Consider the following 13,598-nt stretch of genomic DNA (forward strand, 5'->3'; position numbering starts at 1 on the left):
GCGACATCCGATACGATTTTGACTGCAGTGTTGCAAGGGTGGCGCTGTAGCCGATTTTGAATGTTCAGTAGATTTTGCGGGTTGAGCGATCATGCAGAGTGCAATAATCCTTGATATGTTGAGATCCGCCGCCAGTACGGGCAAGGCGCCGAGCGGTAGCGATGCGCTTGCGCACCTTGTGCACTGGCTTGCGGCGCATGCGGAGCGACTGGCGGAAGAAGATGTTCAGAGTTTACTGACCGTCGGCCTGTCGCTGTACAACACAGAGCTTGAAAAAAGCTGGAATATTGATTTCGAGAGCGTCGTGTACGCATCCAGCTTATCGACACTGGCTAAAACGACAGCACAGGACAAGCCCGCTGCGGCAGGTGCCGGGGGCGCGGAAACGTCGGACCCGGATCAAGCCCGTGCTCGCGCCGAAGCCGCGATTGCCGCGCTGGTCGAAATGCGACGACCTGGTTCGCCCGGCGCGTTGAGTGCCGCCAAGCACGGACGGCGGTGGACCGATTCGCCCCAATGGGCGCTGACGTACCGCGGCTAAGTTGTGAATGGAACTAGCCGAACGGTTCTCATGAGAACCGTTCGGCTTTTTTTTAAAAAAGCAAAATACGGCACTGCTGTCTCGACAAGCTCGCTTGATCTTCCGGAGAGCGCACAACGGCTTTGAGTGTTCGGCCAATCTGACGTAAAGGGCCACGGATTCCCGGGCAATCGATATTATTATCGTCGATGTAAGATCAGTATTCCATATTTTAATATTCATTTCTTGAATGAAATGATTTTCAATGCTGCGCGTCATAACTAAAAATATTTACGTTGCGTGAACAAATTAACGGGGATGGTTTTTGAGCAATGTGAAATACGTCTATCTATTTGTCTCATATCGTCTTTGTCAGCGACTCGGGAGCATAAAATTTCCTGAAGAATGATGAGATTGGTCTTGGAGGCTGGCCGTCACAATCTGCGCTTTGTATTCCTAAAGTATTATTCTGCGGAATTATTCTATCTATCCAAACGCGAGATGCATCCTGATGCCGAATCGGACATTTCCGTTGTGTCTCATAATCAGTGCCGTTTGCATGGATAAGCGTTAATTTGACGGTGAATGTGGAAGACAGTGAAAAATAATGTCAATGCTGAGCAGCAAACGAAATTCGTTTCCCATTTCGGTATCTTGCTATATGGACGCGATTTGATGCATCGCGTCCATATACTGTTTTCACAGGCGGCTTGTGTGGCCGTGGGAGTCTCGGCGTTGTGCACTCCGATTCAAGTGTCGGCCCAGGGTGGCGTTGCCGAACATGCGGCGGCACAACGTTCAACATCCTCCTCTGCGTCGCCGGACGTGCCACCTATTCCGCAGTGGGTACAGAACAAAAGCGAAGACAGCGCCACGCCGACGATGCCTGTTTTACGCACGCCGCCGCCTGGTGGCAATAGCCTCGGCAGTAACGCTGCCGACCAGGACAGACAAGGTCAACAGATCGACCGCTACGAACAAGGCGATAGACCGGCGAGATGGTCATCGCACTTTGACGCACGCGACGCCGCGAATGAGACGCTTCCTTGGGATCAGCAGCAGTATTTGCATCCCTCACAAGCGCGCCAGCCGTGGGTGTCGTCAAGGCCAGGCGCGCCATCGAGCGCATTTCAGCGTTTTGTTCTGGACACCACGGGCACCTATCTTCCCGTGTTCGGCCATAGCCTGTTCGATACGTCGCGCATGTCCCGCTTTTCCGCGAACCAGAGCGCCCCCGCACCAGCCGACTATGTCATCGGACCCGACGATGAGGTGACGTTGCGCGTTTGGGGTTCAGTGGAGGGGGACTTGAATCTTACTGTCGATCGCAATGGCCAGATCACGATTCCAAAGGTAGGTGTGGTGACAGTGGCCGGCGTACGGGCTTCGCAGTTGGAGGCCGTATTGCGCCGGGCAATCGGGCGTAATTTCTCCGGTTTCGATGCGTCTGCATCGTTGCGCAAGCTGCGATCCATTCAAGTCTATGTCGTCGGGCAGGCAGCCCGCCCTGGGGCATACACGGTATCGAGCATGTCGACGATCGTAAACGCCCTGTTCGAAAGCGGTGGGGTAGGGCCAAATGGATCGATGCGTCGAGTGGAGCTGCGTCGCCGGGGCGCCTTGGTCGGCATTGTGGATTTGTACAAATTCATCACACAAGGCAAATCGGACGGTGATCGAAGCTTGTTGCCCGGCGACGTGATTGTGATTCCGCCATCAGGTCCACGCGTGGCCTTGCTGGGCGCGCTCGACTCGCCTGCAATCTATGAGTTGAAAGACAAAAAGGAGACCTTGCGTGACGTGCTCGGGTACGCAGGGGGCACAAGTGCGCTGACGAGCACGGATAAAGTGACGATCGAGCGTGTCGACTCGGCCACGTTGATGACGCCGGCGCGTAGCGTTGAAAGCCATGCGCTGGATGCGGCGGGGCTCGCGACGATTATCAAGGATGGAGATGTGATCTCGTTGCAAAAAATCAATCCATCCTTCAAGAATGCCGTGACGCTACGCGGCAACGTGGCGGCATCACTGCGCTATCCGTATAGGGAGGGGATGCACTTGTCGGATCTGCTCCCGGAGCCGGCCGCGCTGCTCACACCGGATTATTTCAAAAGAAAAAATGTACTCGTGCAGATAGACAAGCCCGATAGGCGTCGGTCGATATCGATCGCGGACCAGACGCGTCATGTCCAGGCGTTGATCGATGAGCCGAACTGGCGCTATGCGGTGATCGAGCGGATGGATGTGCTCAAGTTGACGACGCGGCTTCTGCCGTTCAATCTGGGGGCCGTGGTCAATAAGACGGATCCCACCCAGGATCTGGCGTTGGAGCCCGGCGATATCGTGACGATCTTCGGTAGCAAGGACATGCGTCTGCCGCGGGAGGATCATACCCGGCTGGTAAGGGTGGATGGCGAAGTCCGTGCCGCTGGCGTGTATGAGTTGTTACCAGGCGAGAGCATGCAAGCGTTGTTGGTACGTGCGGGGGGGGTGACGTCGGCAGCGTATTTATATGGTGCGGAATTTACTCGGGAGCAGACGCGCAAGCAGCAGGAGGCAAACCTGCTGGAAGCGCTCAATCGAATGGAGCAACAATCAAGCACGCGTATGGCAAGCTTGATGGCCAATACAAACCAATCCGGAAACAATGAGGCACTGATCTCGCAATTCGCAAAGCAACAGCAGGTGCAAATTGCGCGGCTCAGAAATCTTAAACCTAGCGGCCGCGTGTCTTTGGAGTTACGTATGGATGCGCAGACGATTGAAGATTTGCCAGACCTCCCCCTCGATAATGGCGATACGCTTTATATACCGCCGTTACCTGCGTTTGTTACGGTAGTGGGAGCAGTAAATAACGAGAACGCGATCATCTGGCGGGAAGGGCGCACGGTTGACGAGGTTCTGAAAGTGGCAGGCGTGCAGAAGGACATTGCCGATACCAGTCGGAGCTTTGTTCTGCGCGCCGATGGCAGTGTGTTTTCGCGTGACTCAACGAGTTGGCACAATTCATTTGAATCCGTCAAGCTGATGCCGGGAGATACGGTCGTCGTTCCGGAAAAGATCGACCCGCGCACGACAATGACGAAGTTCATGGCCGGCCTGAAAGACTGGTCGCAAGTGATCTCGCAACTTGGATTGGGCGTGGCCGCCATCAGAGTACTGAATCGCTAGCCCATAGGGATGGCGTCACCGATCTAGGTAACACCTCTCGATGTCATATCGTTACCTTCGAGGGGGAAGCGCCACGCAACGCTTCTTCAGCGGGCGACGAGACTACCACTAGAGTCGTAATTTTGCCATTTGCCCGCAAAATACAGAGAATGCTTGTCGTGGGTCAGCCACATAGGGTCTTTCCATGCTTCGGCAATATCGCCATTTTTATCACTTATCCCCATAAAATGCGCAATATCGACAACATGACGGAAGAGGCCTTCCATGACGCTACCCGATCCCGCCGGCGACGATCCGTTCGTTACGACGCGCGAGGCTGCAGAACTGCTCGGCGTATCGTTGAAAACCGCGCAGGTATGGTTTGAACAAGGCGGCATCCCCTCCTGGAAAACACCAGGCGGGCATAGACGGGCACGGCGCAGTGCGGTGATGGCAATGCGTAAGCGGGACGCGAAGCGATCAGATCCGCGTTTGCATCAAGCCATCCTTGTGCATCGCGCCAGCGACGTGATGCAAGCCCGCGTCGAGCAACTGCGCCTGTCGCCCTTTCCCGTTCACCTTTGTACCGGCGATCTGCTCGACCTGCTTATCCAGGTAGGCACGGTTGCGCCGGAAGTGTTGATCATCGACTTGAATGATGTCGACTGGCAGAAATTCGAGATGCTGCGCCGTATCACATCGTCGTCACGCCTTTCCCACGTCAAAGTTATCGCGCTGAGTGCATTGAGCGAGCGGGACCTGCGAAGCGAGGTAGGGAAAGTGGATCGGGTGACATTGGTACCCCCCGACGTGGATGCCACACCCTTCCTGGCCGCCGTGCACGAGTGCCTGGGATGGTCACTCGGGGGAGAGGAGGGTGGTAAGACACCGTCCATGGCCGATGTTGCACCTGGCACGCCGATGCCTGGATTTGTAACGCTGCCCAACGAGCCAAGCCGATTGCTGGCGGTGAAACGCAGCGGCTTGGCCGGCGCCGCGCCAGAAACCACATTCGACGATCTCACAAGGCTGGCGAGCCAGACCCTCCGAACCCCTATTTGCCTGCTCAGCATCCTGACGTCGGACCAGCAATGGTTCAAGTCACATTGGGGGCTGGATGTATCACAAACGCCGCGCGCATGGTCCTTCTGCAACCATACGATTCAAGCGGATGAGATTTTCGTGGTCCAGGATGCCACGCTCGACGAACGGTTCAAGCAAAATCCATTGGTCATCGGATATCCCAATATTCGTTTTTATGCAGGTTTTCCCATCCGGGACGTCGACGGCTTTCCACTCGGAGCGCTCTGTGTCATCGATCGTCGGCCTCGGACGCTGGGAGCTGCGCAAGTGGAAGCGCTGCACACCATCGCCGCCGCGGTTGCCGATAAGATCAATCTGCGGCTGAGAGAGCGTCAGCTTCGAGCGGTTCCCAGTGGTACCTTTGGCGATTGAGGGCATGACGTGTCAGGAAGGGCGTCAGCGAGCGGATTGTCCACGTTATCGACGGAAGCGTCGGCAGTGTTCAAGGTAGCCCGCTTCGTGACTACCGACAAGTTCGACGACACTTTGCCAGAGCCACAGTGGCGCGGCGATCGACTTGTTTTTTGAGCGGCCTAGTTCACTTAGCCAAGTTCGGCGCGTTGTCGCATCCATTTGCCTTGAATGCGCATGCCCCACGACCAAGGCAAGATAGCGGGCGACCTTCATTGCTTCATCCTCGCTGATTTGCTCGATTTCCAGTTTTAAATCCTGTGGCAGCAACTCCCGCAGGATCACGGAATGCCCCTGCAGCTCAGCGGCTCGCATTCGTTCACCAAGATAAGGCGATAAATGACGGGCGCCTTCGACAACGCGCCGCGCGTTGTCCGTCGGCATCGGCGCGCCCGCGTAGCGCGGTGCGGCCGCTTTAACGCCTTCCTTGATGTCGATGAGGCAAAGATCGTCTCCTTCTATGGCGCCTCCATCCACGTCGAGCAATACCGCATAACGAAGACGGCCGAGGGAACTGCATCCTTTCACCCAGTATGCCGCATCGAGTACCGTCGTCCTGCCGTTGTCGGCCCGGCCCCGCAGGCTGGTCGCTAATTGCGAGACGGTGCGTTTCTCGAAAAGACGAGCGATAGCGGTGTGCTCGGTTTTACTGACCGGCCAAAATCGTTTACCTAGTGGAATTGTCGGGGCGATATCGTCGAGACGTTCAAGCGCGAGACTTTTCCAGGAGCGCCTGACCGCCTCTCGCATGACCAAGCGCACCATTTCCGGCCGCTTCTCCAATCCCTCATGCGCGCGTTTTGCGTCGAACGCGGTGACATAGCCGTCGAATAGCGCTTCGATCATGCTCACGGTCGTGATACCCGGCAGATCGGAGCTACGTGCCGCCGTTGCAAGCGACAGACCCAGCCGGATCAGATCGTGCGCCGGATTGCCTATCACCGTTTGATCCAGGTCGCGTATCTGGATCTCGATACGCCCTTGTGTATCTGCAACAGGTCCGAGATTGCCGGTGTGGCAGTCGCCGCAAATCCAGATGGCCGGACCTTGAGGCAGGCGCCGGATATCCGCCTCATTCAGCCAGTCGTAGAACTTGCTGGTACTGCCGCGTACATAAGCATGGGTGGAGCGGGCCATCTTGGCATTGCGTTTTTGGGCGAGGATGGTCTGCCGGGCTGCGTGGTTGCGTATGCCCGGCTTTGTTTGTTTCGGCATTGATAGGTTCCTTGTAATCCTCGTATCGTCCCACCTTCCGTTGCACTGCTCCGCCTGCAACACCACGCGCGGCATTGTGTAGTGGATCAACCAATTGCAATTGTTGCTTCAATCGTCTGTGCGTTAGGTTGTGCAATTAGTGTGCCATCGCTGGTAAATGCGCGTTATCCGCCGTGCGCACGCGGGTCTCAAAAAGCAATCCGCCGCCTTCGTCTGCTCGCGCGGCGGATGGCCGATGATGGTTTTTCATTTATTTATTTGGAGGGTTAGTCGTGAAGGATGATGTATTTTAATAAAATGCCTGCTTGATCAATCAGGTATTTTCTTTCGATGACGAGCGCGATTTTTAGTAATATGACAGATGAAATACCACATAATCTTGCTGTTTATTTTTAAATATTACAATCACGAACAATACTGTGTGGTATAGGGGGGCCGCGAAAGCATTTTTCAGTGCGAGAGATATTAAATAGAATATGGCCACTGTCGAAATACGTTGTGCGGATGCATTGCCATGTCTCGGAATAAGATTGTGAACCTTGGCACTCAACACATTTTCATAGCGGCAAATTTTCAGCGTAGAATGCGTCTGCCGCCGCGCTGCCAGCGCGCTTTTGGTTCTACGACAACGATGCACGTCGATCTCCTCACTCTTTATTTGCTTGCGATCGGAACGCTTCTGGCCAGTGCTGGAATGACGTATTGGGAGCATCTTACGCATCCCAAACGCAGTAAGGAGTTGCGCGTTCTGGCAGGCGCTTATACGACGTTGGCGATCGGGTGTGCGGCCGCAGTCTTGCGTCGCGTATTATCAGGGGAAGCGGGTGTCGCCGGCGCTGCGATAAGCAATCTGCTTATTGTTGGTGGTTATTTGCTAATTCTTCATGGCGTTGCATTGATGCATGGACGCCAATATCGTGTTGTATCCCTGGGGATGCTGGCGCTGCTGGCGTTGACGTGGGCTGTCGCCGGCGTTCAAGGCCAGGCTGTAATGTGGGCATACGTCAGCGCGTTCCCTATTGCGGTGGCGTCGGGCCTGACGGCACGGGAATTCCTTCGAGACGATGGCACCAAATTGGCACCATCAAGATATATCGTTGTTGTGGTAACCGCTATTCACGCGCTTTTCTATATATTCAGGGCGTGTATTCTGCCGTGGCTTGCTGTGCCGTTTGGTGTGCATTTCTTATCGATCGCCGGAAAGGTGACGATGTATGAGGGTGTTCTATATTCCGTGGTGCTGCCGATGGCAATGCTCCGATTGGTGCGTGAAGAATCGCATAGCCAGTTATTGCAGGATTCGCAGACAGACTACCTGACCCGTCTTGGGAATCGCCGGTGGTTTTTCGAGGAAGGTGAACGGATCATTCGTGAACATACGGCCAAGGGACAAGCCGATCGACCTACTGCTTTGCTGGTTTTCGATCTCGACCATTTCAAAGGGATCAATGACCAGTTTGGTCATAAGACGGGCGATGAAGTCTTGCGAGCGTTTGCCGAGACGGTGCAGGAGGTTGCGCCTTCGCGTACCGTGCTTGCGCGAATCGGTGGCGAAGAATTCGCCATGTTGTTGCCTGGGTATGAAACGTTCCGGGCGAGAGAGGTAGGCGAATCTGTCGCACGGCGCTTTGCCGAGTCCGTTTCCGCTCAGATGCATGCACTAGGCCTTGCAGCAACGGTGAGTATTGGCCTGGCACAGTTTGGAGAGGACGTGCCGACGCTTTCGGATTTGCTGGCCGCTGCGGATCGCGCGTTGTACAGTGCAAAGTCACTCGGTCGAAATCGACTGGAGGTCGCGCAGTCTTTACAGGTACTACGTCATTCAGATGACGAACTGTCCATTTCTCGAGGCTTTTCGTAAGCGTTTTCTCGGTGTTTCATCCTGAGACACCTATGCATCCCTGGTTGATTTCGATATCCGGCCCTTGCCTGAGCTGATGCGGCAATTTCCTTATAATAGGTAATTGACTTCATCATGGTCTTGGACCTGGAGCGTATGCATGAGCCAGATTGCAAGCAGCACATGGCACGCCGACCCGTTGGTTTGGGGGAATGGCCCTACGGTGTTTGAACTCTTTCTTGAGCCTACATGCGCATTCTCTGTAAAAGCCTTCAACAAAATCTGGCCGCTGATCGATCGTGTTGGTGAAAAGCAGTTGACGGTAAAGATACGTCTGCAGTCGCAACCTTGGCATCTTTATTCAGGCGTTGTCGTGCGTTGTGTTCTGGCAGCGTCGACGACACCGGGCGGTAAGGACGCTGCGAAAGCCGTGCTTGCCGCCGTTGCCGCGAATCGTGATGCCTATGAATTCGAGAAGCATGGGGGCGGTGCCAATATGGACGTGACGCCACACCAATTGATCGCGCGACTGGAGCAGGAAAGTGGTGTACCGCTGGCGGCGGCATTCGCGCTGCCCGATCTTGATAAAGTGGTCAAATGGCACTGCAAATACGCACGTCAGAATGGCATTCATGTGTCGCCGACGTTTATGGTGGACGGTCTCGTTGATCCGGCGTTCAGTAGCGGAGAAGACATGGAAGCCTGGGCTACCCGGTTGACGACATGATGTTTGCATCGAGCACGGTCGAGTACCGGACGTTGCCATTGAATCCGTCCGGCATCACCGCGTGTTTCGGTGGTATTCGAAAAAGCAATTTTATTCTGCGCGACCCGTATTGCGGGCGTGTGGAGAACGGAGCGTAATGAATGACGAGATCAGCATTGGTGGTAGGCGCAAGCGGTATTGTCGGTAGCGCTACGGCAGCATTGCTCGTAGCACAGGGTTGGTCGGTATATGGTTTGGCCCGTCGTGCGACGGCCCAGGACGGCGTAGTGCCGCTCTCGGCCGATTTGCAGGATCCGGCCGCCACCGAGCAGGCCCTGGCAGGCGTGAAATGCGATGCGGTATTTATCACGACGTGGCTTCGGCAGGACAGCGAGGCGGAGAACATTCGGGTCAACGCCGCGATGGTGCGCAATCTATTGGATAGCCTGCGGGCGAACAGCCGTCCGCGTCATGTTGCCTTGGTCACGGGGCTGAAGCATTATCTCGGGCCGTTTGAGGCGTATGGCAAGGGCATGCTGCCGCAAACGCCGTTTCGCGAAGACCAGGGACGGCTCGATGTCGAGAACTTTTATTATGCGCAAGAAGACGAAGTATTTGCCGCAGCGAAAAAAGATGGCTTTACCTGGAGCGTGCATCGTCCGCATACGGTGATTGGGAAGGCTGTGGGTAACGCGATGAACATGGGTACGACACTGGCCGTGTATGCCACGCTATGTCGGGAAATGGGCCGTCCTTTCGTTTTTCCAGGATCTGCCACGCAATGGAATAGTTTGACCGACATGACCGATGCAGGCCTGTTGGCGAAGCAATTACTGTGGGCGGCCACGACACCTGCCGCTGCCAATCAGGATTTCAACGTCGTGAACGGTGATGTGTTTCGCTGGAGTTGGATGTGGCGTCGGATTGGTGCATGGTTTGGCGTCGATGCCGTGCCGTTCGACGGTACCGTAAGACCGCTCGAACAGCAAATGGCGGGAGACGCGGACCAGTGGCGCGAGATTGCCGCTCGCTATGATCTCGTGGAGCCGGATTTGAGCCGTCTCGCTTCACCGTGGCATACTGACGCAGATCTCGGGCGACCCATTGAGGTCGTCACGGATATGTCAAAGAGTCGTCGCCTGGGTTTCAAGGAGTATCAGCCGACAGACGATGCGTTTATTGCGCTGTTCGAAAGGCTGTGCGCGGATAGACTGATTCCGCGTCCGTGACAGTATTAGCGCGTGCCGATCGCCCAAAATCGCTCTGGTTCGAATGCGTCCGCGAGGGCAGCCGCACCGAGCGCGGCGAGCTGGCTTTGGTACGCGTGCAGAGCGGTGTGCTTGCACTGAAATGCCGCAATATCCTGCACGCGTGGTCGTGGCAGACCATTTCCTCGAGAATGCGACGGGATTTTTTCCGGCAATGGCAAAGCGCCGGTTTTTGGAATAGTGTGCCATTGCGCGGGCGTGGCGCTGAAGCCGGCCTCATATAAGGCGTGCAGTGCCGATTGCAGCGAAGCATCGATGTTCCGATAGGGTACATCCTCATATGCAACCCAACGCGACGTTGCTGCCACGCCGGATCGGGAGCAACGTATCCATGCCCGCCTGGCACGGATGTGGTCGGAATGGAACAGGCCCATCGGCACGACCAAGACGTCTGGTGCCAATTCCGTCAGTGCGACGGATAAAGCCGATGCCAATTGTGCTTCGTCAGTGCCAACATCGATAGTTCCAAGATATTGGCCGTCGAGGCAATCAAGGTGACGTACTCGCGCGCCGAGCGCTGTCATGGCGAGGCGATCCTCGTCTCTTCGCGCGATGACTGCTTGTTCCGCACTATCGAATCCGCATTCCCGGTCCCACGCCGTACTGATATCGAGCGCGGTCGGCATACCCGTGAACAACGTGACGACCGTTGCGTTGCGGCAGGTCGAAATCAGCGCGCCGCAACTCAATACCCCGTCATCCAGATGCGGCGAGATGACGACAACGTGTTGATCGGTTTCCAGCAGTGTGGGCGCGATCTCGATACCCATCACGTGATACCCGATGTGTGTTCGATGGCGTTGAGGAATGCGGCGAATCCATCCGGCGCGCGCGCTTCTTCACGCGCGCTCGTGACCACGGACGGATTGCCCGGGCGGGCGATAGCCACGCCGATACCTTCCAGGGCGGCCAGGAGCGCGGCATCTTCGCCCGTGCGAAGTGGGGCGAAGCCGCCTACGGCGAGATAGGCAGCGGCCGAGAGCCCGAGGTTTGCGCCATGGACATGCCGGTGCCCGTCGATACGCTGATAGGCCGCTTCGTGCCGCGACATGCATGCACTGCTGCGTTGCGACCAGTCATCGACGACGATGGTGCCGCAGACCGCATCACTCCCCGCATTGGCCAATCGATACTGACTGGCAAGCCAATCAACCGGTACTGCGGAATCCGCATCGGTAAAGGAGAGCCATTGCGCGCCGCGCCCCAGCGCGAACGCGGCGCCCATGCTGCGGGCCAGACCGACGTTCCGGTGTGCCGAGCGCAATGCGCGATAGCCATATGACGCTACGATCGACTCGGACGCGTCATTGCAGCAATCCAACACGACGATTACCTCCACGGTTGCGTGCGCGAGCGTGCCATGCTGCACGGCTTCGCGAATGCTGTCCAGGCAACGGGGCAATAGACGTGCTTCGTTATGTGCCGGTACGATGACCGCGAAGGCCGCAGGCCCAGTCGACAACCCTGAAAGCGATGTGGCCGTCCTCATGGCGGGAACGGTGATTTCCACGGCGCCGATCTTCCTGGGTTCTTTTTCCGGTCTTGCGGTCATCATCGTATTCCCTCGTGTTGTGCGACCGACTTGGCCTCTGTGGTCCAGATGGACAGACAGAAATCGGTGTCGAGATATTCACCTGAAATGGGTAGGCCAAGCAGTTTGCCGATATGCCGATGCAGATCGACGCCCACTGTCGGCGCGCCCTGGAACGGATGGCACCAGTGGCAACAGGCCACTGTTGCCTCGGGAAGCAAGGCGTCTTTCAGCATGCCGATCACTGAGGTCAGGGCGTCATTACTCAGGTAATAGGCCACCTCGCTTAACACGATCAGATCGAAACGTCCCTCTGGCCATTCTTGTCCCAGGGTCATCGATTGCCAGTCAACGTGCGGCGGGGCCTCCGGGTGCGTGCGTGCGATATCCAGGGCCGCTTGTGCACCATCGCTGGCAAGCAATCGGTCGCATCGGGCGGCGAGCGAGCGGGTCAGCACACCGGTACCGCAACCGGGTTCATACGCCCGGTGGTATCGCGGTTTCGGCAAGCTGGCCAACAATACGGCGCGCTTCCTTTCTTCATACCACCCTTTCTCAATTTTCCACGGGTCGGCACTGGCGGCGTAGCATGCCGCGAAATAGTGACTATCGAAGGGTGACTGATGTTCCGCCTCTTGCATATCGGTAATCAAAGTTGCCATGGCGATATTCCGTGTGAATCTGCCTCGGTTAGCCGGGTGCCCAAGGCGATCAAGTCTTTCTCCGCATGGCTTTGGCGCAGAAACACCGGTAGATCCGCCATGCGCCGTGCGAATGCCGGCTCCTGGCAGAACGGCGCGGCACCCAGTGCACGCCCCGCATGGTCGATGACGCGACGTGCCGCGTCATCGATGACCGTTCGTGTGCGCAAGGCCCAGAGATAAGAAGAGGCGAGTGGTGCCGCGTCGATTGCCGTTGCCGCTTCAACTAGCAGCGCACGAGATGCTGTAAGGTAACCATCGATGGCCCCGAGGTGCATCGACTTGTGGACATCGCCGGGCGACGCGGCGGCAACGCGTGCGCCAATGGCACACGCCGCGCCATACCAAACCGCGGCAATACCGATGCCTCCGTGCCAGAAACCAGGACGTGAAATATAACTGTCCGGATCGCCGATTGGCACTGCCTCGACATGATCGAACGACAGTACCGCGGTGCGGGTGTGTGTCATCCCGACGGCAGACCATGCACTGGTATCGTGGCTGATGCCGTTTAAGCGCATGTCGACCAATACCAGCAATCGTCTACCCGGCGCGTGATCGCTTTCATGCTCGGGCCACGCCGTGACAAGTGCCCATTGCGTGGCATGCGCGCCGGAACACCAGGGTTTGCGGCCCGATAAACGATGCCCATCGAAATGCAGGCGGTCGATACCGTTTTCGGCTGCCCAGACTGCCCCCATGCCGGAGGGGGCTACCCTGTCGGGCGCGAGTTCGGCGAGAATGGCTAATGCATCGGTATGGCTTTCATAAAGTTTTGCGGCAGACAAGTCATAGGCGCCCGTCGCCGCTAGTGCGCGCCAGCGCGCCACCGTTTCGCCCTTTCCCGGAAAAGGGATCTGATCCAATCCATCCCGGATCCAGGTTGCCACGTCAACGTCTGGTGCAGTGGGCGGATTCTGCAAGGCTGCGCCGGTGTTATCAGTGTAGGCGTGTAAAGTCCCAGCCAGCTTGCCGGCACATTCTTTTCTTGCACCGGACGCAGGTCGCGTGTGGCTTTCACGCCAGGACGGGATCGTGCCTGCGTCAACGGTGGCCGCGCCGGTATCAAGTCGGGCGTCTCCGAACGAGCTTCGCATTGTCATCAGTACCCCAAATTCGTGCACCGTGGTTGAATACAGCAGGGCATATGGTGCGCGCTCCAGCGGCGGATGG

12 protein-coding genes are annotated in these 13,598 nt (G+C 56.8%); 6 read left to right on the forward strand and 6 right to left on the reverse strand.

Going from position 1 to position 13,598, the window contains the following annotated elements; genetic code table 11:
• The first annotated feature begins 115 nt into the window (after positions 1 to 115).
• Both WM40_RS07090 and WM40_RS07095 read left to right on the forward strand, forming a co-directional pair.
• Positions 116 to 541, forward strand: a complete 426-nt coding sequence (locus WM40_RS07090; protein WP_024904120.1) for a hypothetical protein — start codon at positions 116 to 118, stop codon at positions 539 to 541.
• A 654-nt stretch (positions 542 to 1,195) separates the two neighbouring features.
• Entirely contained in the window at positions 1,196 to 3,691 is a 2,496-nt protein-coding gene (locus WM40_RS07095; protein ID WP_162199046.1) for a polysaccharide biosynthesis/export family protein, read from the forward strand.
• Between the two features lie 86 nt (positions 3,692 to 3,777).
• On the opposite strand, the gene WM40_RS07100 is transcribed toward WM40_RS07095, so the two are convergent.
• Positions 3,778 to 3,957 carry a hypothetical protein gene (locus WM40_RS07100; protein ID WP_024904122.1) on the reverse strand — a complete coding sequence of 60 codons (180 nt, stop codon included), beginning with the start codon at positions 3,955 to 3,957 and terminating at the stop codon, positions 3,778 to 3,780.
• On the opposite strand from WM40_RS07100, the gene WM40_RS07105 reads away from it, so the two are divergent.
• Complete coding sequence (locus WM40_RS07105; RefSeq protein ID WP_046152522.1) at positions 3,956 to 5,125, forward strand: GAF domain-containing protein; 1,170 nt, start codon at positions 3,956 to 3,958, stop codon at positions 5,123 to 5,125. The two genes, WM40_RS07100 and WM40_RS07105, sit on opposite strands and share 2 nt — an antisense overlap.
• A gap of 45 nt (positions 5,126 to 5,170) precedes the next feature.
• Here WM40_RS07105 and WM40_RS07110 read toward each other — a convergent pair whose 3' ends face one another.
• A complete protein-coding gene (locus WM40_RS07110) occupies positions 5,171 to 6,379 on the reverse strand; it encodes a DUF2252 family protein (protein WP_024904124.1) in 1,209 nt (402 codons plus the stop codon).
• A gap of 631 nt (positions 6,380 to 7,010) precedes the next feature.
• Between WM40_RS07110 and WM40_RS07115 the strand changes: the two genes are divergently transcribed.
• The 3 genes from WM40_RS07115 to WM40_RS07125 all read left to right on the forward strand — a co-directional run bounded on the left by WM40_RS07115 (position 7,011) and on the right by WM40_RS07125 (position 10,154).
• Entirely contained in the window at positions 7,011 to 8,240 is a 1,230-nt protein-coding gene (locus tag WM40_RS07115) for a GGDEF domain-containing protein (protein ID WP_024904125.1), read from the forward strand.
• A 139-nt stretch (positions 8,241 to 8,379) separates the two neighbouring features.
• Entirely contained in the window at positions 8,380 to 8,946 is a 567-nt protein-coding gene (locus WM40_RS07120; protein ID WP_201779127.1) for a DsbA family protein, read from the forward strand.
• Between the two features lie 140 nt (positions 8,947 to 9,086).
• A complete protein-coding gene (locus WM40_RS07125; RefSeq protein ID WP_024904127.1) occupies positions 9,087 to 10,154 on the forward strand; it encodes an SDR family oxidoreductase in 1,068 nt (355 codons plus the stop codon).
• Between the two features lie 5 nt (positions 10,155 to 10,159).
• Here the strand turns inward: WM40_RS07125 and WM40_RS07130 are convergent, their stop codons facing one another.
• Genes WM40_RS07130 through WM40_RS07145 form a run of 4 tightly spaced genes read right to left on the reverse strand, consistent with a single transcriptional unit; the run spans position 10,160 to position 13,522 of the window.
• A complete protein-coding gene (locus WM40_RS07130) occupies positions 10,160 to 10,963 on the reverse strand; it encodes a PIG-L deacetylase family protein (RefSeq protein WP_024904128.1) in 804 nt (267 codons plus the stop codon).
• Positions 10,963 to 11,745 (reverse strand): glycosyltransferase family 2 protein, encoded by a 783-nt coding sequence (locus WM40_RS07135; RefSeq protein ID WP_024904129.1) that lies wholly within the window; start codon positions 11,743 to 11,745, stop codon positions 10,963 to 10,965. Before WM40_RS07135 ends, WM40_RS07130 begins: the two co-directional genes overlap by 1 nt.
• On the reverse strand, positions 11,745 to 12,386 hold the full coding sequence (locus tag WM40_RS07140) for a class I SAM-dependent DNA methyltransferase (RefSeq protein WP_024904130.1): 642 nt from the start codon (positions 12,384 to 12,386) through the stop codon (positions 11,745 to 11,747). The genes WM40_RS07135 and WM40_RS07140 overlap by 1 nt, the downstream gene beginning before the upstream one ends.
• Positions 12,374 to 13,522: an acyl-CoA dehydrogenase family protein gene (locus WM40_RS07145; protein ID WP_052738211.1), complete on the reverse strand. Its 1,149-nt coding sequence runs from the start codon at positions 13,520 to 13,522 to the stop codon at positions 12,374 to 12,376. The genes WM40_RS07140 and WM40_RS07145 overlap by 13 nt, the downstream gene beginning before the upstream one ends.
• Between the last annotated feature and the right edge of the window lie 76 nt (positions 13,523 to 13,598).

This window comes from Robbsia andropogonis, from assembly GCF_000970345.1.
In the GTDB taxonomy this organism is placed as follows: Bacteria; Pseudomonadota; Gammaproteobacteria; order Burkholderiales; family Burkholderiaceae; genus Robbsia; species Robbsia andropogonis.